The sequence below is a fragment of the Rathayibacter sp. AY1C1 genome, assembly GCF_002932105.1.
Lineage (GTDB): Bacteria > Actinomycetota > Actinomycetes > Actinomycetales > Microbacteriaceae > Rathayibacter.
In genome coordinates this window covers 36,828-57,252 of sequence record NZ_PSWH01000006.1, presented here as the reverse complement: position 1 = coordinate 57,252, position 20,425 = coordinate 36,828, and the positions used below count along the sequence as shown (strand labels likewise).

Below are 20,425 nucleotides of genomic sequence, written 5' to 3'. Positions count from 1 at the left end.
CTACTCCCCCACGGCGACGGGCGCGACCGGAGCGGACGGCGCCTCCCGCACGGGCAGCGGCTCGGTCGACACGTCGCCGCGCACGCGCTTGAGCATGACCTCGGCGCTGATGATGCACATCGGCAGGCCGATGCCGGGGATCGTGGAGCTGCCGGCGAAGAGCAGGCCGTCGACGTGCCTGCTGACGTTCCCGGCGCGGAAGAAGGCGCTCTGCGAGAGGACGTGGGCCGGTCCGAGCATCGAGCCGCGCCAGGCGCCGAGGTCGCTCTCGAAGTCGGCCGGGCCGATGGTGCGGCGGACGACGATCCGCTCGGCCAGGTCGGTCGCGCCGGTCCAGGACGCGATCTGCGCGATGGCCTGGTCGGCGATGGCCTCGACGCGCGCGTCGCCCGCGCCGTCGACTCCGCCGTGGCCGATCGAGGTGTCGGCCGGGATCGGCACGAGCACGAACAGGTTCTCGTGCCCCTCCGGAGCCGTGCTCGCGTCGGTCGCGCTCGGGCGGCAGACGTAGATCGACGCGGGATCGGGGACGGTCGGGTGCTCACCGAAGATCTTGTCGAAGTTGTCGCGCCAGTCCTTCGTGAAGAGCAGGGTGTGGTGCTCGAGCTCGGGCAGCTCCCCGCGCACGCCCAGGAGGACGAGGACGGCGCTCGGGCCGGGCTCGCGCTTCTCCCAGTAGGCGGGCGGGTAGGTCCGCAGCTCCTCGGGGAGGAGCGACTGCTCGGTGGTGAAGAGGTCGGAGGCGTTGACGACCAGGTCGGCGGGGATCCGCTCCGTGCCGTCGGGGCCCGTGAACTCGACTCCGACGACCTCGGCGCCGCGGCGTCCGCCGCGGGGCGAGCGGGCGGTGAGGATCCGCGTCGCGGGCGAGGACGTGCGGACGGTGACGCCGGCCTCCTCGGCGACGTCGGCGACCGCCTCGATCAGCTTCGTGAATCCGCCCATCGGGTAGAGCACGCCGTCGGCGAGGTCGAGGTGGCTCATCAGGTGGTACATGCTCGGCGCGGCGAACGGCGAGGAGCCGAGGAAGACGGCCGGGTAGCCGAGGATCTGGCGCAGCCGGTTGTCGGTGACCGCCGTCGCCGCGAACGTGTCGAGCGGAGTGAGCAGCAGGCGGCCGAGCCTCCCGGTCCGGCTGAGCACGTCGCGGCGCAGCAGCGGGAGGAAGGACGAGAAGCTCGTGTAGAGGAAGCGGCGCTTGGCCATCTCGTAGGTGTCGCGCGCGGAGTCGAGGTACGCGCGCATCCGCTCGCCCGCTCCGGGCTCGATGCTCTCGAAGAGCGCGAGGTTCGACTCGAGGTCGGCGAGCACGTCGATCGGCTCGTCGACGCCCTCGCTGTAGACCCGGTAGCCGGGGTCGAGCGTGACGAGGTCGAGGCGCTCCTCGGCGCTGGTGCCCATCAGGCGGAAGAAGTGGTCGAACACCTCGGGCATCAGATACCAGGAGGGACCGGTGTCGAAGCGGAAGCCCTCGTGCTCCCACGAGCCGGCGCGGCCGCCGACGGCCTCGCGCGCCTCCAGGAGGGTCACGTCGTAGCCGTCGCGCGCGAGCAGCGCGGCGGAGGCGAGTCCGCCGATCCCCCCGCCGATGACGACGGCGCGGTGCGGGCCGGTCCTCGAGCGGGTCGCGCGGACGGGGCCGGGGCCCAGGCGCGGGCCCAGCGTCGACACGGCTGCCTTCGCCGCGAGCGCCGCCTTGGCGGCCGTGGGCACGCTGACGCGGGCGCGGAGGAGCTCCTCGGCGGGCGTCGCGCGGATCCGGTCGGCCAGGGCGGCGAAGAGGGAGTGGGCGAGCAGGACCGCGCGCCGGCTCGAGCGCGGGAGCTCGGGCACGATGGCGGCGGCTTCGGCGAGATCGTCGTCGAGGTCGGCGAGCAGCGAGGCCTTGTCGCGCTCGGAGAACGCCCGCGGGTCGACTCCGGGGAAGTAGCTGCGGCCGAGACCGTCGACGTCGGCGGCGAGATCGCGGAGGAAGTTGACCTTCTGGAACGCGGCGCCCAGGCGGCGCGCTCCGGCCACGAGCCGCGCGCGGGCGGCCTCGGAGACGAGCCCCGCGTCCGGCGCCGCGAGGAACACGTGCAGGCACATCAGCCCGACGACCTCGGCGGAGCCGTAGACGTAGGCCTCGAAGGACTCGGGGGTGTGCTCGGTCTCGCGGAGGTCGGCGCGCATCGACGCGAAGAACGGCCGGGTGAGCTCGGTGCCGAATCCGGTCGCCCGCGCGGTCCGCGCGAAGGCGTGGATCACGAGGTTGGAGCTGTAGCCGGAGGCGAGCGCGCGCTCGGTCTCGGCCTCGAAGGCGTCGAGGGACTCCTCCACCGCGGCCCGGTCGAGACGGGCCTCCGCGGCGACGCCGTCGACGATCTCGTCGGCGACGCGCACGAGGGCGTAGACGTCCTCCACCCGCTCGCGGACGCCCGGCGCGAGCAGGCGAGTGGCCAGCCCGAAGGAGGTGGAGTAGCGGCGGATCACCTGCGCGGACGACTCGTGCGCGACGCGGTCGTACAGTTCGCTCTGGCGGCTCATCGTGCCACCGTACGGGGGCTCGGCCGGGCGGAGCGCATCGTCGCGCGCATCCGCGCGTGGCGGACAGCGCTCATCGGGTGCGCCCGACCACGCTGGCCACGAGCGGGCGGACCTCGTTGCGGAAGGCCTCCGACACCGCGGGCGTCTCCAGAGCCGCCCAGGCGCGATCGGCGAACTGGTTCGCGAGCCCCTCGGCGTAGCTGCGGGCGCCGCACTCCTCGAGGATGCCGCGCACCTTCTCCGCGGTCTCGGGCGCGAGGTGCTCGTCGCCGATCAGCGCCTCGATGTCGGGCCAGCAGTCCGTGCCGGCCGCGTGGGCGATGAGGACGGTGCGCTTGCCCTCGCGGAGGTCGCCCAGCGTGGTCTTGCCGGTCTGCCCCTCCGAGCCGAAGACCCCGAGCAGGTCGTCGACGATCTGATAGGCGATGCCGATCCAGCGGCCGAACTCGCCGAGCGCGTCCACCGCGGCGTCCGAGGCCCCCGCGAGGATCGCTCCGGCCTGCAGCGGCGCCTCGAAGGAGTAGACGGCCGTCTTGAGGCGCTCCATCTCGAGCACCTCGTCGACCGAGGGCATGCCCGGCATGAGGGAGAAGTCCACATCGGCCAGCTCACCCGCGGCGGAGGCGAAGACGGCCTCGTCGAGCAGGGTGAGCAGGCGGGCCCGCACGCCGTCGGAGGCGCCGACGCCCTCGACGAGGCGGTGGGCGCCGGTGAGGGCGAGGTCCCCGGCGATCACGGCCACCGAGGTCCCGCGGTGCTCGGCGATCGGGATGGAGAGGCCCGCGGTCGTCGCCTCGTCGCGGTAGCTGCCCGAGACGTTCGGGCCGCCGCGGCGCACGAAGTCGCGGTCGATCACGTCGTCGTGCACGATCAGCGCGGTGTGCAGGAGCTCGAACGCCGCGCCGAGGTGGGCGGCGGCCTCCGGATCCTGGCCGCCGTGGGCCTCGTACGCCGAGATCACCATCAGCGGGCGGAAGCGCTTGCCGCCGCGGGTGTTGGCCTCCAGCGTCTGCCAGAGGGTCAGGTAGCGGGGTCCGAGACGCACCGCCCGGGACCTCGCCAACGAGAAGAACCTGTCCAGGACGGCATCGACGTGCTCCTGCCTCAACCGGGACAGAACCACGGGGTCGCGCGTATCCACGTGGGAAGGCTAACAAAGGGGAGAACCAGGACGATAAGCCGGCTGATGTGTTGCGGCGTGCTTGACTTGCGGGTATGACTTCGCCAGCCGCCACTGTGCAGACGGACCGGATCGAGCAGGTGGTCCTCCTCGACGAGGCCGGGAACGCCGTGGGGGTCGCCGACAAGGCGACCGTGCACGACACGGCCACCCCCCTGCACCTCGCGTTCTCCTGCCACGTCTTCTCCCCGGACGGCGCGCTCCTGGTGACCCGCCGCGCGCTCGAGAAGCGCACCTGGCCGGGCGTCTGGACCAACTCCTTCTGCGGGCACCCCGCCCCGGGCGAGCGGATCGAGGACGCCGTCGTCCGCCGGGCCGAGCGCGAGCTCGGCGCCCGGCTGGCCACGCTGGAGGTCGCCCTGCCGGACTTCCGCTACCGCGCGGTCGACGCGTCCGGCGTCGTCGAGAACGAGATCTGCCCCGTCTACACGGCGACGCTGTCGAGCCGCGACGCCCTCGATCCGCGCCTCGACGAGGTCATGGACTACGAGTGGGTCGATGCCGAGTCGACGCTCGCCGCCGTCCGCTCGACCCCCTGGGCGTTCTCCCCCTGGCTCGTGCTGCAGCTCCCCCGCCTGCTGGGCTGACCCCCGCGCCCTGATCCCTTCGCCGGCGTCAGTCGGTGTAGACGTCCGTGCGGTGGAAGCCGAGCGCCGAGCGCGACGCGGTCGGACCGCGCTGGCCCTGGTACCGCGAGCTGTACTCCGCCGAGCCGTAGGGCTTCTCGGCGGGCGAGCTGAGGCGGAAGAAGCACATCTGGCCGATCTTCATCCCCGGCCAGAGCGTGATGGGGAGCGTCGCGACGTTGCTGAGCTCGAGGGTGACGTGGCCGGTGAAGCCCGGATCGATGAACCCGGCGGTCGAGTGGGTCAGCAGCCCGAGCCGTCCGAGAGAGCTCTTGCCCTCGAGGCGCGCCGCGATGTCGTCCGGCAGCGACACCTCCTCGTAGGTCGAGCCGAGCACGAACTCTCCCGGGTGGAGGATGAACGGCTCGCCCTGCGGCGTCTCGACCAGGCGGGTCAGCTCGGGCTGGTCCTCGGCCGGATCGATGTACGGGTAGCGGTGGTTGTCGAACAGCCGGAAGAAGCGGTCGAGGCGCACATCGACGGACGACGGCTGCAGCATCGACGGATCGTGCGGGGCGAGCCCCACGCGGCCGGAGGCGAGTTCGAGCGAGATGTCGCGGTCGGAGAGGAGCACGCTGCGATCCTAGGGCGTGGCGCGACCCGGGGCATGGGCCGGCTCCGGGCCTTGCTACGATGTCCTGGTGCGCCCGAGCGGCGCCGCGCGAGTGTAGTTCAATGGTAGAACTTCTGCTTCCCAAGCAGATGGCGCGGGTTCGATTCCCGTCACTCGCTCTCCTCCCCCCCCTCGTCTGCGGCCGGTCCTCCGGCCCGACGCGAGCGGCTCCTCCTCCGGCCCGACGCGAGCGGCTCCTCCTCCGGCGCTGCAGCGGCGTCCGTCAGCGCAGCGGCGTCCGGCAGCCCCGCGGTGTCCGTCAGCCCAGCAGCGGCAGCCGCCCGACGATCCTGTCGATCCGGTTCCTCGGCCCCACCAGGCTGACCGCGAGGTACTGCAGCTCGTCGGAGCCGCTCGCCGCCACCGCCTCCCGGTACTCGTCGTACACCCGGTGGCCTGCGCCGACGCGGGCATGTCGGCGACGAACGTCCCGTCGTGCGCCTCGGCCTTCGCGCGGATCGCGAGCAGGGTCGCCGCGTCGGCGGCGAGGACCGTGCAGCCGGCCCACGGCAGACCGGGATGCAGCGATCCGGACGCGTCGGCGGGGCTCGGTCCGAGCAGTCCCGCGACGTGCGCGGCCGTCGCGGCGCCCACGCAGATCGCGGCGTTCACGGCGCGGCCGGCGGGGAGGGACTCGTCGACGACGACCACCCACTTGAGGCGGGCCGAGCGGGTGGGCGCGGCGGTGTCGATCTCGTCGGGGTGGAAGCCGACGGCGTCGGGGGCGGGGATGGTCATGATGCTCCTCGGTTCGTGCGCAGCGACGTCACGAACAGTAGGCAGGAGGGCTCCCCTTCGGCAGGATCTCCGTATGAACGACCAGCAGAACGGCCCAGGAGCGGCACTCGACGAACTCGACGTCCGGATCCTGCAGGTCCTGCAGTCGGATGCACGGATCACGAACCGTGACCTCGCAGCCGCCGTGCACGTCTCGCCGACCACCGCCCTCGACCGCACGAGGAGCCTCCGGCGCCGCGGCGTGATCACCGGCGCGACGCTCACTCTCGACTTCGCGGCCCTCGGGCGCGGCGTGCAGGCGCTGATCGCGGTCCGCATCCGTCCGCCGTCGCGCGAGATCATCGAGGCCTTCCGCGACTGGGTCGCCGGCCTCGACGAGACGGTCGGCGTGTTCGTCACCTCCGGCTCGGAGGACTTCTTCATCCACGTCGCCGTCCGCGACAACCAGGACCTCTACGCCTTCGTCATCGACGAGCTGACGCAGCGCCGCGAGGTCGCCGACGTGCGCACCTCGGTCGTCTACGAGCACCTGCGCGAGCAGGTCGTCCTGCCGCTGAAGCCGCACGGTCGCGCGGAGCGGTGAGGCGCCCGCGCGGCGTTTCGACGCGACACGCCGGGCGGATCCGCGGCAGCGCGCGGGATCGCGGGACGCAGAGGGCAGGGTGGAGGGGTGACAGAGCTCGTCCAGATCCCGTCGCCGGGCGTCGCCCTCGAGTACGGGCACCCCGGCCGGCCCGTGGTGGTCGTGCTGCACGACGTGTTCGGGCGCCTGCCGTGGCTGGAGCCGTTCGCCGAGGCCGTGGCGAAGCACGGCTACCACGTGCTCGTGCCCGACCTCTACGACGGCTGGGCCACGCTCGCCCCGGAGGACGCGCGCGACCTCGCCGCGATGGCCGCGCAGGACCGCACCCTCGCCGCCGTCGCCGAGGCGGTCGGCACCGGAGTCGCGGCCGGGGCGCCGCGCAGCGCCGTCATCGGCTTCGGCTTCGGCGGCCGCCTCGGGCTGCTCGCCGCGGGCACCGGGCTCGTGGACGCGGTGGTCGCGTACTACGCCACCCTCGGTGGGGAGGAGCACGTGCTGGTCCCGTGCCCCACCCTCCTGCACTACGCGCAGAGCGACGAGTGGCCCGCGGGCGACGACCCGGAGTCGTTCGTCGGGCGGCTGAAGGAGTCGGGGACGCCGGTCACGGCGCACACCTACCCGGACACGCAGCGGCACTTCGCGAACGGCAACCTGCGCGACGCGGTCAGCCCCGCCTCCGCGGCGCTCGCCTACGCGCGGACGCTCTCGTTCCTCAATCCCCAGCTCATCGACACCTGAGCTCAGCCCTGCACGTCGTGCAGGTGGTGCTGGACGTCGTGCAGGTAGTAGCGGGCGATCGTGTCGACCGTGAACGCCGCGCCGTCGCTGCGGCGGCCTCGGCGCTGCCACTGGGCACCGGCGACGGAGTCGAACACCTCGGCGATGCGCTCAGCCGCCTCGACCAGCTCGCGGCCGACCGTCGCGGGGTCCTGCTGGTCGTAGCGCTCCTCCACGGCGGTGACGTCCTGGTCCCAGTTGGGGTAGAGCGGGTCGTCGCCGGCGAGCATCAGCTGCACACGGGTGCGGTAGATGCGGTGCACGTCGCGCACGTGCGCGGCGTACTCGAGCGGCGACCAGGTCTCGTCGTCGGGCCGGCCCGCCGCGTCGTCGCGGTCGAGCACGTAGGGCCAGGCGGCGGCGTTCTCGCGGATGAGCTCGGCGACCTCGTCGGCGTCGACGAGCGAGGCGTCGAAACCGCACTCGAGGCACGGGCGCTCGAGGACCCAGGTCCAGTCCTTGGTGTCGGGAGTGATCGGCATGGCACCAGAGTAGGGCGCCGCCGGATCAGCAGCGCGTCGGGGTCCCCTGCACGGCGCCGCGCTCGCCGTCGGCCGTCCACGGGAGCCGGGGCAGGCCCTCGGCTCCCGCCGCGGCTCCCTGCTCGACCGCGATGGCGGCCAGGGTGCGGGCGACCGTTGCGGCGAAGTCGCCGCCGGGCGTCGAGCTGTTGATCGAGACGGCCACGGTCAGGCCCGAGACCGGGTCGGAGTAGGCCGCGGTGACGAAGCCGGGCGCGAGGCCCGAGAAGCCGCGGAGGGGTCCCGCCTCGTGCCCGCCGAGCCCGGCGCGGAGGTAGTCGGCGCGGCCCTGGCCCTGGACGACCGGGTCCTGCCACATGGCGTCGCCCGCGGGATCGGCCGCGAGACCAATCGCCAGCCGCCGGAGGTCCTCCAGATCGGTCAGCGCTCCGCCCGCGGCGCCGAGCGCGGACGGGGACGCGGCGGTGACGTCGAGCCGCACGTCGCAGCGCTTCTCCCCGGTCGCCGGGTCCAGCGCGACCGCGTAGCCGCGGGGGGACGGAGCGGGCAGGTCGACCTCGGAGGCGTCTGGCAGCTCCGTGCTGCGCAGCCCGTACCGCGGCACCACGTACTGGTCGTAGAGCTCCCCGATGCTCCGACCGGTCACCTGCGCGGCGACGATGCCGGCGAGCAGCGGACCGGTGGCGGAGTCGGACCACGCCGCTCCGGGCTCGGCCGAGGCGCCGCGCACCTGGGCCGCGGCGAGCAGCTCGAGCGTCGGCCACTGCCGCGGGGGGTTCTGGAGCACGGTCGGCCAGAGCGCCGAGCGGAAGTCGGCCAGGCCGGAGGTGTGCGCGCAGAGCTCGCGCAGCGTGAGGCCGTCGATGCCGGGCAGGGAGCGCAGCGTCTCGCCGACGTCGGCGTCGAGGTCGACCCGGCCGGAGTCGGCGAGGGCGAGGACCACGTCGCAGGTCATCGCCTCGGTGCCGCCGGTGCCGAGCCGCAGGTGCGCGTCGGTGGTGAGGGCGGTGGTGCGCTCGTCCGATTCCCAGCCGACCGCGCCCTCCCAGCTGCCGCCCCACGGCGACCAGACCCCGGCGACCGCTCCGGTCGCGCCGGCGACGCCGACCGTCTCGTCGAGGAACCCCGACAGGGCGGAGGCGAGCTCCTCCGACGCCGCCTGCGCGGGAGCCTCCGCCACGCGCGAGGCGGCGGCGGGCGTGCAGCCGGCCAGTGCGAGCACGAGGACCGGGACGACGAGCAGCCCCGTCCGCGTCCGTCTGCGAGATCCCATGCCGTGCGACTCCCCCGTCGTCTGCGAACGGCACCACTGTACGGGGGCTCCGTCGGGCCGGAGAGGGCCGCTGAGCGCCCGATCGCGATTCGTGTCCTGACCGTGACCGGCGGAGTCCACCCCGTTCCCAAACCGGCAGGCGCCCGGTTACGAAGAGAGGGAGTACAGCGCAGAGGCGCTGCTCGAAGGAGGTAAGAGACCATGCGCAGATCCCCCAATCGACTGCTGGCGACTCTCTTCGGAGCCGTCTACGTCGTCGTCGGGCTGCTCGGCTTCGTCGTGACCGGAGGCGTGCAGTTCCTCTCGACCGAAGGCGGGCTCCTGCTCGGCATCTTCGAGGTGAACCCGCTGCACAACATCGCCCACCTGCTCATCGGAGGCGCGCTGCTGATCGCGGGCCTGTCGACCGTCGCCGCGGCGAAGACCGTCAACGTGACCGTCGGAGCGGTGTACCTGCTGCTCGGCATCGTCGGCTTCTTCCTGGTCGACACCGCTCTGAACGTGCTGGCGCTGAACACCGCCGACCACTTCCTGCACCTGGCCAGCGCGCTGGTGCTCCTGGGAGTCGGACTCGGCACCGAGAAGACGGCGAGGACGCGCACCACCGCGACCGCCTGACCCGGGCGGCACCCGCCGCCCCCCTCTACTCCGTCCGCCGTGGGCCCGCCGTTTTCCGCGGCGGACGGACTGAACGGCCCCGGACGACACGATGCGGTGTGTCGATCCGGGGCCTCCTCTTCTTCCTCGATTCAGCGAAGGAGCCGCTATGACCACCGTGGCCCGCTGCAACGCCGCTTTCGCCGGACTCGGCGCCGGGCTCGTCCACCTCTCGCTCGCCGCCGGCGGCGAGGGCGTGCAGGCTCCGGTGATCGGAGCGCTCGGTGCTGTCGAAATCCTCTGGGCGGTCCTCGTCCTGGCACGCGGCCGGATCGTCGTGCCGCGCTCCGCGCTGGTCGTCGCGGTCGCCTCCCTGGCGGCGTTCGCCCTCGCTCTGGCCCTCGGCGCACTCGCCGAGCCCCTCCCCGCGCTGGCCGCCGCGGTCCTCCAGCTGATCGCGGTCGCCGTGGTGGCCGTCTCGCTCCGCTCTCCGCGCGTCGAGGAGAAGGCCGTCTCGCCGTCGCGAGCTCTCGTCGGACTCCTGGCCGGCGCGCTCACCGTCTCCGCCCTCGCCACCCCCGCCATGGCCGCCTCCTCGGGCGGCTCGGGCGACATGGGCGGGATGATGCACTCCGTCGTCGACGGCGGACACGGGCACTGACGCCTCTGGTCCCAGCGGCTCCGCTCGGCTAAGGTAAGGCAGTCCTCAGTCGCCGAGGGAGGCCACCGTGTCGAACGTCATCCCGTTCTCCGAGGCCCTACGCCTGCGCATCGGGCAGTCCGGCGCGGACGACGAGGGCGCCGCCTTCATGACCTCGCTGATGACCGGCTCCGGCAGCCGCGACGACTACATCGCGCTCATCTCGCAGCACTACTTCGTCTACGAGGCCCTCGAGGCCGTGGCGGAGGACATGGCCGGCGATCCGGTCGCGGAGCCCTTCCTCTCGGCCAAGCTCACCCGGCTCCCCGCGATCGCGGAGGACCTGCGCTTCCTCGTCGGCGAGGACTGGCGCGAGCGCATCCGCCCGCTGCCCTCGACCAGCGCCTACGTCGACCGGATCCGCACCGTGGCCTCGGGCTGGAGCGGCGGCTTCGTCGCCCACCACTACACGCGCTACCTCGGTGACCTCTCCGGCTGCGCGATCGTCCGCGGGCTGCTGCAGCGGCGGTTCGGCTTCGAGACCAACGGCGTCGGCTTCTTCCTCTTCGGCGAGATCGCCGCACCGTCGGCCTTCCGCGCCACCTATCGCGAGCAGCTCGACGCCGCGGGCTGGGACGAGGAGGAGCGCGAGCGGGTCATCGCGGAGGTCGCGGAGGCGTACCGGCTGACGACGGAGCTGTTCCGCGATCTCGCCCGGACCTGCGCGGCGGCCTGAGGCCCCTGCTCCCACGTCCTCCGCGGGGCGTCAGTCCGCGGACGCCTCCGCGACGGCGGCCGGCTCGGCTCGCCGTTCGGACATGAAGCGCAGCACGTCCTTGTCGACGATGATGTCGCTCGGCCGGAGCGGCCGCGTCAGGTAGAGCCCCTCGAGGCTCGTGATGCGGCTGAGCGCCACGTAGGTCTGCCCGGGGGCGAAGGCGCGCTGCCCGAGGTCGACCACGGCGGAGTCGTAGGTCTTGCCCTGCGACTTGTGGATCGTGACCGCCCACGCCAGGCGGAGCGGGAACTGCGCGAACTCGGCGACGATCTCGCGGGTGAGCTTCTTCGTCGCGGCGGAGTAGGAGTAGCGGTAGCGCTCCCAGGTCGCGGGCTCGACCTCGTGGACCTCGCCGTCCACCTCGACCCACACCGTCCCCGCGACCTTCGTCACCCGGCCGATCGTGCCGTTCACCCAACGCTGCTCGGAGTCGTTGCGCAGGAACATCACGTGCGCGCCGATCTTGAGCTCGAGGTTCTGGTCCGCCGGATAGGCGCGCCCGCCGAAGTCGCCGCTGATCTCGGCCGAGGCGGTCTTCAGGGGGCCCTTCAGCCGCGCGAGCGCCGCCTGGTTGATGCGGTTGACCGTGTCGTTGCGGGTCGCGAGCGTGATCGCGTCGTCCGCCGGAGGCGTCCGCGCGCCCGCGGCGTTCAGCACGTCGGCGATCTCCTTCGTCACCATGCCGAAGCGGACCGCGTTGAGCATCCACTTGAAGCGCTCGTCGCTCTGCCGGTGGATCCGGCCGAGCTCGACGATCCGCAGCGGCGCCTCCTGCCAGACGAGGGCGTCGAAGAACCACAGCGAGCGGTAGCGGTCGGCGAAGTAGGCGCGCTCCTCCGGATCGCCGGGAACGGGTGCGAGCTGGAACGGGTCGCCGAAGAGGACGACCTGCACGCCCCCGAACGGCTCGGAGCGCCGCTGCCGCGCCTGCCGGAGGCTGCGGTCGATCCCGTCGAGCAGGTCGGCGTTGACCATGGAGATCTCGTCGATGACGAGCGTGTCGATGGTGTTGAGGAGCTTGCGCAGCTCGGGCGGCTGGTCGAGGTCGGAGTCGGCGATGACGCCGATCGGCAGTCGGAAGAGCGAGTGGATGGTCTGGCCGCCGACGTTCAGCGCCGCGACGCCGGTGGGGGCGCAGATGACGATCTGCTTGTCGGTGTTCCAGCTCAGGTGGTTGAGCAGGGTGGACTTGCCCGTGCCCGCGCGACCCGTGACGAACAGGTGCTCGCGCGTGTTCTCGATGAGGTCGAAGACCCGCTGCTGCTCGTCGGAGAGGGTCGGCTGAGTCACCGCTCCACTGTACCCGCGGGCCGCAGGGACCCCCGGGGCCCGGGCGCGGATCAGCCGCGCTTCTGGAGGGCGGCCAGGCGGTCGTTGTAGGCCGTGAGCTCGGCCTCTCCGGTGCGGTCGGCCTGGCGGTCGCGGCGCTTGGTCTCGCGGGCGTCGGAGCGGCTCCACATCATCGCGACGACGATCGCGAGCGCGAGGGTGGGGATCTCGCCGATGCTCCACGCGATGCCGCCGGCCGCCTGCTGATCGGCGAGCGCGGAGGTGCCCCAGCCCATCGCTCCGTACCAGTCGGCGAGGAGCAGCCCCTCCCCCGTCATCAGCGCGAGGCCGAAGAAGGCGTGGAACGCCATGGTGCCCAGCAGCAGCAGGAGGCGCATCGCGAAGGGCACGCGGTGCACGCTCGGGTCCACTCCGATCAGGACGCTGACGAAGAGGTACCCGGTGATCAGGAAGTGGACGATCATCCACTCGTGGCCGATGTGGTCCGTGGTGGCCCAGCGGAACAGCGGGGAGTAGTAGAAGCCCCAGAGCGACCCGACGAACAGCAGCGCGGCGACGATCGGGTGCGAGATCGCGGTGGCGAAGCGCGAGTGCACGGCGAGCAGCACCCACTCGCGGGCACCGCGGGAGCCGTCGGTGCGGCGGGCGGCGGCGCGGGCGATGAGCGTGACCGGTGCCGCCGGGACGAGCAGCAGCGGCACCGCCATGGTGAGGACCATGTGCGAGAGCATGTGGGCGCTGAACAGGTACTTCTCGTACGCGTTCACCCCGCCGTTCGTGATGTAGGCCAGGAGGAGCATGCCCGCGATCCAGAGGATCGTGCGGTGCAGGGGCCAGCGGTCGCCGCGGCGGTGCAGGCGCACCACTCCGGCGACGTAGAACGCGATGGCGAAGGAGCAGACCAGGAGCCAGACCAGGTCGATGTTCCAGAGCGTGAGGAAGTTCATCGCGCTCGCGGGCGGCGGCAGGGGCTCGCCCGTCAGCAGCTGGGCCGGGGTCGGATCCGTGAGCTGGCTGGCGGCGATCTGGTCGACCGGGGTCGCGGTGCGCGCGAGCGCCGCAGCGACTCCGGAGGCGATCCCCATGAAGGCGATCTCGGCGCCGACGAGCCACCAGAAGCTGCGGCCGCCGACACCGCCGGCCTTCCGCATCCGCTCGATGAGGTAGCGGCGCTGCAGCACGCCGAACAGGCCCAGCGCGACCAGCGCCGCGACCTTGACCAGCACGAGGATCCCGTAGCCGGTGAGCAGGTTGTCGAGGGTGGCGAGCCGGAGCTCGGCGCTGACGTAGCCGGACGCCGCGACCACGACGAAGCTCACGAGCGCGAGGCTGGAGTAGCGCTCGATCACGGGCAGCAGGCGGGAGCCGCCGAGCAGGGGCCGCAGGGCGATGACGGTGATGAGGCCGCCCAGCCAGATCGCCGCGAAGACGAGGTGCAGGCCCAGCGCCGTGACGGCGGCGTCGTGCCCGCTCGCTCCGGCCGCGTGCCCCTGCTGCGCCATCGGCAGCAGCGTGAGCAGGGCCAGGCCCGTGACGAAGACGAGCGCGGTCTGGTTGCGGACGGCGAAGCAGAGGACGGTGACGACGGCCGCGAGCAGCGTCGTGATGAGCCAGGCCTGGCCGACCTCGATGCTGCCGATGAAGTAGCTGAGCTTGGTGCCGAAGTCGCGGTCGAGGCTCAGGGGCGTCTGCGTGACGTTGAGGAAGGTGAGGAACCCGGTCACCGCGCTGGCCGCCGCGAAGAAGGCGGCGCTGGCGGCGGCGACGTCGAGGGCGATCGAGAACTCGGTGCGCGGCTCGGGCGCGGCCTCGCCGGGCGCAGGGCGCGCGGGGGCGACCGCGGTGCGCGTCGATCCTGCGCGGGAGGAGGACTGGCCGCCGCGCGAGGACTGGCCGCCGCGCGAGGAGGCGTGAGCGGTCGAGGCGCGGGACGAGGATCGGGCGTCGCGGGCAGCGGCGGCGCGGGGGCTCAGCGCGAACAGCGTCAGCACGAGCGAGCCGATCATGCCCGCGGCGCCGAGATTGACGGCCAGCTTGGCGATCGGGAGGCCGTAGCGGACCACGGGGCCGGGATCGTTCAGCAGCGGAGCCGCGGCTCCCCCGCCGAAGGCCAGGGCCGCGAGAAGGGCGACGAGCGCTGCGGCGACGAGCACGAGCGCAGGGCCGACGATCCGGACGGTTCGATTCACCGGTCCAGCCTACGTTCCGCGGCTGATCGGCAGCCGCGTCCGCGGACGACGACGGCCCCGGCGCAGTGCCGGGGCCGTGTCGGAGGGCGCGACTACTTCGCGGCGGCCTTGAGCTTGGTGCCCGCGGAGACCTTGACCGAGTGGCCGGCGGCGATCTGGATGGTCTCGCCGGTCTGCGGGTTGCGGCCGGTGCGTGCGGCGCGGGAGGTGCGCTCGACGGCGATCCAGCCGGGGATGGTGACCTTCACGTCGTTCGACACGGAGTCGGCGAGGGTGGTGAAGAGCGCGTCGAGGACGCCGTTGACGGCGGCCTGGCTCTGGCCGGAGTCGGCGGCGATCTTCGCGACGAGCTCGGTGCGGTTGAGCGACTTGTCAGCCATGGAGTGTCCTCCCAGGACGTTCTCGCTGTCGGAACAGCTGGTTTCGATGGATCGTCCTCGGCCGGGGACGGACGTCCTCAACCGGTCGGACCGTCGGTAACCTACCAGCCCCGCCCCGGATCTCCGGCGATTCCGGCCTCGAGACGCCCGGAACGACGCCGATCGCGCCGGTCGGTCCCTCCACAGGAGGCGCTCGGCGCCCCTCGTCCACCGATCCGCCGATCGCCTCTCCGCGCGGCCCGCGGCCTGACGAGGATCGGCTCATGACGACGACGGCACTCCTCCCTCCACCCGCTCCGGCCGACGCGGCCCTCCTCCGCCCTCCCCGGCGGCACCCTCCCGCCCGCAGGCCGTACGAGCCCGGTCTCGCCGCGCTCGCGCTGGGCCTGCTCGCGCTCGCGTCCTCCGTGCATCCGCTCTGGGCCCTCCCCGCCGTCGCCGTGGCGGTCGCCACGGTGATCGCGTCCGTGCGGGCGCTGCGGTGGGCGGGCGAGCGGAGGAGCGCGGTGGCCGGGCTCGCCTGCGCGGCTCTCGCACTGCTCGTCTGCTCCGTCACGGCACCCGCCTCCGTGCGGGCGGGCCTGGCCGTGCTGGCTTGGATCACCGCCCTGCGGCCCGGCCCGTGAGCGGGCGCGGCTCCGGTCCAGCCCGCCTCGCTACAGTGACGGCGGCCCGCGCCCGAGCGGGCCGGGAGGACGGCCACGATGGCTCAGACGGACGGTTGGATCTCGACGGCGATCTGGTGGCACGTCTACCCGCTCGGCTTCACGGGCGCCGAGGCGAGCGCCTCGGAGGGTCCGGGTCCGGAGGACGAGCCGCAGCACCGCCTCCGCGCCCTGCTCCCCTGGCTCGACGACCTGCTGGCGCTGGGCTGCAACGGGCTGCTGCTCGGGCCGGTCTTCGCCTCCTCCACCCACGGCTACGACACGGTCGACCACTTCCGGATCGATCCCCGCCTCGGCGACGAGGCAGACCTCGACGCGCTGATCGCCGCGTGCCGCGAGCGCGGGATCCGGGTGCTGCTCGACGGGGTCTTCAACCACGTGGGACGGGAGCACCCCTGGTGGCGTGCCGCCGTCGCGGCCGGCGAGGGCTCCCCCGAGGCGGCGCGCTTCTCCCGCAGCGAGCGGTCGCAGGAGGTCGACGGCCTCCGCGTCGACGTGTTCGAGGGGCACGACGCCCTGGTCGAGCTCGACAACGGGAACCCCGAGGTCGCGGAGCACGTGTCCTCCGTGCTCGCGCACTGGCTCGAGCGGGGCATCGACGGCTGGCGGCTCGACGCGGCGTACGCGGTCGCGCCGGCGGCCTGGCACGCGGCGATCGACCCGGTGCGGCAGCGCTTCCCCGACGCGTGGTTCGTCGGCGAGGTCATCCACGGCGACTACACCGGCTACGTGCGGGAGTCGGGGCTCGACTCGGTCACGCAGTACGAGCTCTGGAAGGCCGTCCGCAACTCCCTCGAGGAGGCGAACCTCTTCGAGCTGGCCTGGTCCCTGAAGCGCCACGACGACTTCGTCCGCGAGTTCCTGCCCCTCACCTTCGTCGGCAACCACGACGTCACCCGGATCGCCAGCGCCGTCAGCGACGAGCGCCACCACGGCCACGCCGCGGCGATCCTCGGCTTCGTCGCCGGCGTGCCGAGCATCTACTCCGGCGACGAGCGGGGCCTGCGCGGCGTCAAGGAGGAGCGGATCGGCGGCGACGACGCGATCCGCCCGGAGTTCCCGGCCGAGCCCGCCGAGTGGCCGGGCGGGGAGGCCTACCGGGCCCACCAGGAGGTCGTCGCGTTCCGCCGACGGAACCCGTGGCTGGTCGGCGCGAGCACCCGCACGGTCGACCTCTCCAACACCGCCGTGATGCTCGTGGCGGAGGGCCCGGAGGGACGCACCGCGCGGCTCGCGCTGAACATCGGCGACGAGACGGCGACCGTCGGCGGCGTCCAGGTCGCTCCCCACTCCTGGTCGCTGCACGACTGACCCGGCGCGCGGGCGGCCCGGCAGTGCGCGACGGAGCGTCGACCTCCGGGGGCCCGTCCTCTACGCTCGGGCGCATGCCGAGACCTGCACGAGGACCCTCCGACGGGCGAGCCGACTCGATCGACGACGCCGGGATGCCGGCGTCCGGACTCGAGCAGGCGTTCGCCGCCCCCGTCGACCCGGAGAGCGACCCCGGACCGGGCGAGAGGAGCGGCCTGTCGAGCCGCATCGCCCAGGAGCTGCTCGAGGACGGCTTCGGCCTCGACGCGAGCGACGAGGAGCCCCCGTCCCGCGCCGTGGAGATCGACGATCCCGCCCGCGCCGTGGGTGACGATCCCGCCCACCCCGTGCACGGCTCGATGTCCGGCGAGTTCGAGCGCCGCTGAGCCCGGCCGCCGTCGGTCGGTCGTCGACAGCCCGGCGGCACCGCTCCGCCCGCCGGCCGTCGTCACCCCGCCGGTACCGCGCCGCCGGCCGCCGGAGCCGGGTCCGGGCCGGCCGCCTGCAGCTCGGCGAGGAATCCGGGCCGGAGCACGCGTGCCTCGATCGACGCGGCTCCCGAGGTCCAGCCGTCGCCGAGCGGACGCTCGGGCGTGAGCAGCACGTGGCCCGGCGTCCCCGCTCGGCCGAGGGCGGCGGCGACGCGGCCCTCCGGATCGTAGAGGGCGTGGTCGACGAGCGGCCCGTAGACGGCGTGCACCGCGAAGTCCTCGCGGCTGCCGAGGAGGACGGGCAGCAGCTCCTCGCCCGGGCGCAGGCCGTGGGGCCACCAGCGGAAGCGCTCGACGAGCGCGTGGCAGGCGGCGCACGAGGGCGAGAAGAAGACGAGGTGCGTCGCCGGGCGGGACAGCTCCTCGAGCGTCAGGAGCTCGCCGGCCACTGTGACGAACGCGAGGTCGGCGGCCGAGAGGTCGCCCTCGGGCGCGCGCCCCGGCGCGGACTCCCTGTCGGCTGCGGACAGGCGGGCGGCCGCCCGGACGCGAGCGGCCGTCGACGCCGCAAGGCGGTCGCGCACCAGCACGAGCGAGACCGCGGCGAGAGCGGCGGCGAGCCCGGACGCCGCCGCCGAGGCACCGCCGCCGCCGAGCAGCGCGGCCGGAGCGAGCCCGCCGAGGGCCCCGGCGACCGCGAGCGCGAGCAGCACCGCGTTCCTCGCGACGGTGCGTCCGGTCATCCGTGCCGAGCCCAGCCCGCCGAAGCACTCGCAGTCGACGTCCTCCGTCGCGCGGACCGCGCGGACGGCGACGACGAGGAACACGGCGTCGAGGAGCGCCACCGGCACGAGGGCGGCACGGTGCGCCGGAGCGGGCGCCAGCACCACCGCGGCGCCCAGCGCGATCTCGACGACGGGGAAGGCGGCCGCGAACCAGCCGCGGCGCCGGAGGAGGAGGGGGACCCCGAGCGCCTCGAGGCTCGCCCGGAACCGCTCCGTGCGGCCGAGCTTCAGGGCGCCGCTGACGACGAGCACCGCGCCCGCGCACCACGCGGCGATCGCGAGAACCGCCTCCAGCATCCGTCGCCCTCCTCGCTCGGCATCGACCCGCACGACGCTACCGGCACGGACCGGCCTCCCGCGGCCGAGGCGGGGAACGGGGCGGAGACGGCGCGATCCGGCGCGTTCCGCCCTCCGGACGAGCCGCTGCCGGCGCATCCGGCGCCCGGATCCCTCCAGGCGGGGCGCCCCCGGGCTCCCTCCCGGTCCCGGACGGCCGCTCCGCCGTACACTGCGAGAGGATCGGAGGGGTCATGCGGGAACGGCGAGCGCGCGACGAGCGGCACGGCACGGCGGCGAGTCCGCCTGCGGCCGCCGCTCCCCCGGCTGCGGTCACGGCTCCGGCCCCCTCGGACTCGCCGGACGACGCCTCGGGCGACGTCTCGACCGGGATGCGGATCGCCGCCGCCTGGTCGTGGCGCTTCCTCGCCGTCGCCGGGCTCCTCTACCTCCTCGTGCGCCTCGTCTCGCTGCTGCCCGTGATCGTCGTGCCGGTGCTGATCGCGCTGCTGCTCACCGCGCTCCTCACCCCGCTGCGGAACCGGCTCGAGCGCCTGCGGCTCCCCCGCCCGCTCGCGGTCCTGGTCTCGATCGTCCTGATGCTCCTCCTGCTGACCGGCCTCGTCGGGCTGGTGATCGTGCAGTCGCGCTCCGGCTTCAGCGGAGTGGGGCAGCGCGCTCTCGACGCGGTCGACGGCGTCGAGGCGTGGCTGCGGAGCCCGCCGCTGTCGTTCTCGGACGTCCAGCTCTCGGACTGGGCGCAGCGCGCGGTCGACTGGGCCGACGCGCAGGCGTCGACGATCGCGTCCGGGGCCCTCGCCGTCGGCTCCCAGCTGGCCGAGGTCTTCGCCGGAACCCTCCTCACCCTGTTCTCGCTGATCTTCCTGCTCCTCGACGGCCGCCGGATCTGGCACTGGTTCCTCCGCCTCCTCCCCCGCCGCGCGCGCCCCGCGATGGAGCGCGGCGGCGCCGCCGGCTGGCGGACCCTCAGCCAGTTCGTGATCGCGCAGCTCGGCGTCGCCGGGATCAACGCCGTCGGCATCGGCATCGGCGCGCTCGCGCTGCAGCTGCCGCTCGTCGTGCCGATCGCGATCGTGGTGTTCCTCGGCTCGTTCGTCCCGATCCTCGGCGCGATCGTGACCGGTGCGCTCGCCGCGCTGGTCGCTCTGCTGTTCAGCGGGCCCGTCGCCGCGCTGGTGATGGTCGGCGTCGTGATCCTGGTGCACCTGCTCGAGGGGCACGTGCTGCAGCCGCTCATCCTCGGGACCGCCGTGAAGGTGCATCCGCTCGCCGTGGTGCTCGGAGTCGCGACCGGGCTCGAGGTGGCCGGGCTCGCCGGAGCGCTGTTCGCGGTGCCGACCATCGCGACGCTGAACGCGGCGGTCACCGCCATGCGGGCGCGCGCGCCCGGCGCGGAGTGAGCGCGTTCGATCCGGCCGCCCGACCCGGATCGACGGTGCTGCCCGCCCTCGCCTGCCCGGTCTGCGGCGGCGCGCTCGCCCCCGACGCGCTCCCCCGCCCCTCCTCGCTCCGCTGCCCCCTCGGGCACAGCGCCGACCTCGCGCGTCAGGGCTACGCCTCGCTGCTGCGCGGGAGGCACGCGACCTCGGGCGACACCGCGGCGATGGTGCAGGCCCGCGCCGACCTGCTCGGCTCCGGCCACTACCGGGTGATCCAGGACGCGGTCGCCGCGGCCGTCCCCGCCGGCGCGCGGCTCGTGGTCGACCTCGGCTGCGGCACCGGGGCGTACCTCGCGGCCGTGCTCGAGGCGCATCCGGCGGCGGACGGGCTGGGCCTGGACCTCTCGGCCCCGGCCGCCCGCCGCGCCGCCCGCGCGCACCCCCGGGCGGCGATCGCGACCGCCGACCTCTGGCAGCCCCTCCCGCTGGCCGACGCCTCCGCCGACGCGCTGCTCACCGTCTTCGCGCCGCGGAACGCCCCGGAGATGCGGCGGGTGCTCCGTCCGGGCGGCGTCGCCGTCGTCGTCACTCCGCGCGAGAGGCACCTGCACGAGATCCGCGAGCGGTTCGGGATGCTGGGCATCGACGCCGGCAAGGCGGAGCGGCTCGACGAGCAGCTGGCGGGGTTCGCGCTCGAGGAGCGCATCGAGCTCGACACGACGGTGCTGATGAACGTCGACGAGCTGCGCGCCGAGGTGCTGATGGGGCCGAGTGCCCACCACGTGGATCCCGAGGCGCTGGACGCGCGGCTCGCGGCGGTGGAGGGGACGACCGCGGTGACGGTCGCGGTCACCGTGTCGCGCTTCGTGCGCGCGGAGTAGCGGC

20 protein-coding genes, 1 tRNA gene and 1 pseudogene are annotated in these 20,425 nt (G+C 73.7%); 12 read left to right on the top strand and 10 right to left on the bottom strand.

The genetic code is table 11. The features are described 5' to 3' along the window. Both crtI and C5C71_RS04515 read right to left on the bottom strand, forming a co-directional pair. A complete protein-coding gene (gene crtI / locus C5C71_RS04520) occupies window positions 1-2,526 on the bottom strand; it encodes a phytoene desaturase family protein (RefSeq protein WP_104337214.1) in 2,526 nt (841 codons plus the stop codon). A 70-nt stretch (window positions 2,527-2,596) separates the two neighbouring features. Further along, window positions 2,597-3,571, bottom strand: a complete 975-nt coding sequence (locus C5C71_RS04515) for a polyprenyl synthetase family protein (protein ID WP_244229492.1) — start codon at window positions 3,569-3,571, stop codon at window positions 2,597-2,599. A 170-nt stretch (window positions 3,572-3,741) separates the two neighbouring features. On the opposite strand from C5C71_RS04515, the gene idi reads away from it, so the two are divergent. Beyond that, complete coding sequence (gene idi / locus C5C71_RS04510) at window positions 3,742-4,293, top strand: isopentenyl-diphosphate Delta-isomerase (protein WP_104337213.1); 552 nt, start codon at window positions 3,742-3,744, stop codon at window positions 4,291-4,293. Window positions 4,294-4,321: 28 nt separating this feature from the next. Here idi and dcd read toward each other — a convergent pair whose 3' ends face one another. Next, the gene (dcd, locus tag C5C71_RS04505) at window positions 4,322-4,906 is read right to left on the bottom strand and encodes a dCTP deaminase (protein ID WP_104246931.1); all 585 of its coding nucleotides are present in this window, start codon (window positions 4,904-4,906) and stop codon (window positions 4,322-4,324) included. An 87-nt stretch (window positions 4,907-4,993) separates the two neighbouring features. Here dcd and C5C71_RS04500 point away from each other — a divergent pair. Further along, a tRNA-Gly gene (locus C5C71_RS04500) sits at window positions 4,994-5,064 on the top strand. Window positions 5,065-5,204: 140 nt separating this feature from the next. On the opposite strand, the pseudogene C5C71_RS04495 reads toward C5C71_RS04500, so the two are convergent. After that, window positions 5,205-5,683: pseudogene (locus tag C5C71_RS04495) on the bottom strand (DUF2000 domain-containing protein). A gap of 73 nt (window positions 5,684-5,756) precedes the next feature. Here C5C71_RS04495 and C5C71_RS04490 point away from each other — a divergent pair. Together C5C71_RS04490 and C5C71_RS04485 are read left to right on the top strand one after the other, a co-directional pair. Continuing rightward, entirely contained in the window at window positions 5,757-6,266 is a 510-nt protein-coding gene (locus C5C71_RS04490; protein ID WP_104246932.1) for an Lrp/AsnC family transcriptional regulator, read from the top strand. An 87-nt stretch (window positions 6,267-6,353) separates the two neighbouring features. After that, window positions 6,354-7,004: a dienelactone hydrolase family protein gene (locus tag C5C71_RS04485; protein WP_104233076.1), complete on the top strand. Its 651-nt coding sequence runs from the start codon at window positions 6,354-6,356 to the stop codon at window positions 7,002-7,004. A 2-nt stretch (window positions 7,005-7,006) separates the two neighbouring features. Here the strand turns inward: C5C71_RS04485 and C5C71_RS04480 are convergent, their stop codons facing one another. Continuing rightward, window positions 7,007-7,525: a DinB family protein gene (locus C5C71_RS04480; RefSeq protein WP_104222903.1), complete on the bottom strand. Its 519-nt coding sequence runs from the start codon at window positions 7,523-7,525 to the stop codon at window positions 7,007-7,009. Window positions 7,526-7,550: 25 nt separating this feature from the next. Beyond that, window positions 7,551-8,798, bottom strand: a complete 1,248-nt coding sequence (locus C5C71_RS04475; RefSeq protein WP_104246934.1) for a serine hydrolase — start codon at window positions 8,796-8,798, stop codon at window positions 7,551-7,553. Between the two features lie 201 nt (window positions 8,799-8,999). On the opposite strand from C5C71_RS04475, the gene C5C71_RS04470 reads away from it, so the two are divergent. The 3 genes from C5C71_RS04470 to C5C71_RS04460 all read left to right on the top strand — a co-directional run bounded on the left by C5C71_RS04470 (window position 9,000) and on the right by C5C71_RS04460 (window position 10,771). Beyond that, a complete protein-coding gene (locus C5C71_RS04470) occupies window positions 9,000-9,416 on the top strand; it encodes a DUF4383 domain-containing protein (RefSeq protein ID WP_104262763.1) in 417 nt (138 codons plus the stop codon). A 148-nt stretch (window positions 9,417-9,564) separates the two neighbouring features. Continuing rightward, window positions 9,565-10,056 carry a hypothetical protein gene (locus tag C5C71_RS04465; protein ID WP_104267179.1) on the top strand — a complete coding sequence of 164 codons (492 nt, stop codon included), beginning with the start codon at window positions 9,565-9,567 and terminating at the stop codon, window positions 10,054-10,056. A gap of 67 nt (window positions 10,057-10,123) precedes the next feature. After that, window positions 10,124-10,771: a heme oxygenase (biliverdin-producing) gene (locus C5C71_RS04460; RefSeq protein ID WP_104226125.1), complete on the top strand. Its 648-nt coding sequence runs from the start codon at window positions 10,124-10,126 to the stop codon at window positions 10,769-10,771. A 30-nt stretch (window positions 10,772-10,801) separates the two neighbouring features. Here the strand turns inward: C5C71_RS04460 and C5C71_RS04455 are convergent, their stop codons facing one another. The 3 genes from C5C71_RS04455 to C5C71_RS04445 all read right to left on the bottom strand — a co-directional run bounded on the left by C5C71_RS04455 (window position 10,802) and on the right by C5C71_RS04445 (window position 14,672). Next, window positions 10,802-12,103, bottom strand: coding sequence for an ATP-dependent RecD-like DNA helicase (locus C5C71_RS04455; RefSeq protein ID WP_104222908.1), 1,302 nt, complete (start codon window positions 12,101-12,103; stop codon window positions 10,802-10,804). 50 nt (window positions 12,104-12,153) lie between these two features. Continuing rightward, window positions 12,154-14,292: a bifunctional copper resistance protein CopD/cytochrome c oxidase assembly protein gene (locus C5C71_RS04450; protein WP_258062207.1), complete on the bottom strand. Its 2,139-nt coding sequence runs from the start codon at window positions 14,290-14,292 to the stop codon at window positions 12,154-12,156. Window positions 14,293-14,384: 92 nt separating this feature from the next. Continuing rightward, entirely contained in the window at window positions 14,385-14,672 is a 288-nt protein-coding gene (locus tag C5C71_RS04445; RefSeq protein ID WP_104337212.1) for an HU family DNA-binding protein, read from the bottom strand. Window positions 14,673-14,935: 263 nt separating this feature from the next. On the opposite strand from C5C71_RS04445, the gene C5C71_RS04440 reads away from it, so the two are divergent. From C5C71_RS04440 to C5C71_RS17875, 3 genes are all read left to right on the top strand, one after another. Further along, on the top strand, window positions 14,936-15,298 hold the full coding sequence (locus C5C71_RS04440) for a hypothetical protein (protein WP_104337211.1): 363 nt from the start codon (window positions 14,936-14,938) through the stop codon (window positions 15,296-15,298). 78 nt (window positions 15,299-15,376) lie between these two features. Continuing rightward, window positions 15,377-16,648, top strand: coding sequence for an alpha-amylase family glycosyl hydrolase (locus C5C71_RS04435; protein ID WP_104337210.1), 1,272 nt, complete (start codon window positions 15,377-15,379; stop codon window positions 16,646-16,648). A gap of 74 nt (window positions 16,649-16,722) precedes the next feature. Beyond that, the gene (locus tag C5C71_RS17875; RefSeq protein WP_146084422.1) at window positions 16,723-17,034 is read left to right on the top strand and encodes a hypothetical protein; all 312 of its coding nucleotides are present in this window, start codon (window positions 16,723-16,725) and stop codon (window positions 17,032-17,034) included. Between the two features lie 62 nt (window positions 17,035-17,096). Here C5C71_RS17875 and C5C71_RS17870 read toward each other — a convergent pair whose 3' ends face one another. Next, complete coding sequence (locus C5C71_RS17870) at window positions 17,097-18,161, bottom strand: MauE/DoxX family redox-associated membrane protein (RefSeq protein WP_104269452.1); 1,065 nt, start codon at window positions 18,159-18,161, stop codon at window positions 17,097-17,099. Window positions 18,162-18,394: 233 nt separating this feature from the next. Between C5C71_RS17870 and C5C71_RS04420 the strand changes: the two genes are divergently transcribed. Then, on the top strand, window positions 18,395-19,561 hold the full coding sequence (locus tag C5C71_RS04420; protein ID WP_104337209.1) for an AI-2E family transporter: 1,167 nt from the start codon (window positions 18,395-18,397) through the stop codon (window positions 19,559-19,561). Then, window positions 19,558-20,421 (top strand): methyltransferase domain-containing protein, encoded by an 864-nt coding sequence (locus C5C71_RS04415; protein ID WP_104337208.1) that lies wholly within the window; start codon window positions 19,558-19,560, stop codon window positions 20,419-20,421. Before C5C71_RS04420 ends, C5C71_RS04415 begins: the two co-directional genes overlap by 4 nt. Window positions 20,422-20,425: the final 4 nt, after the last annotated feature.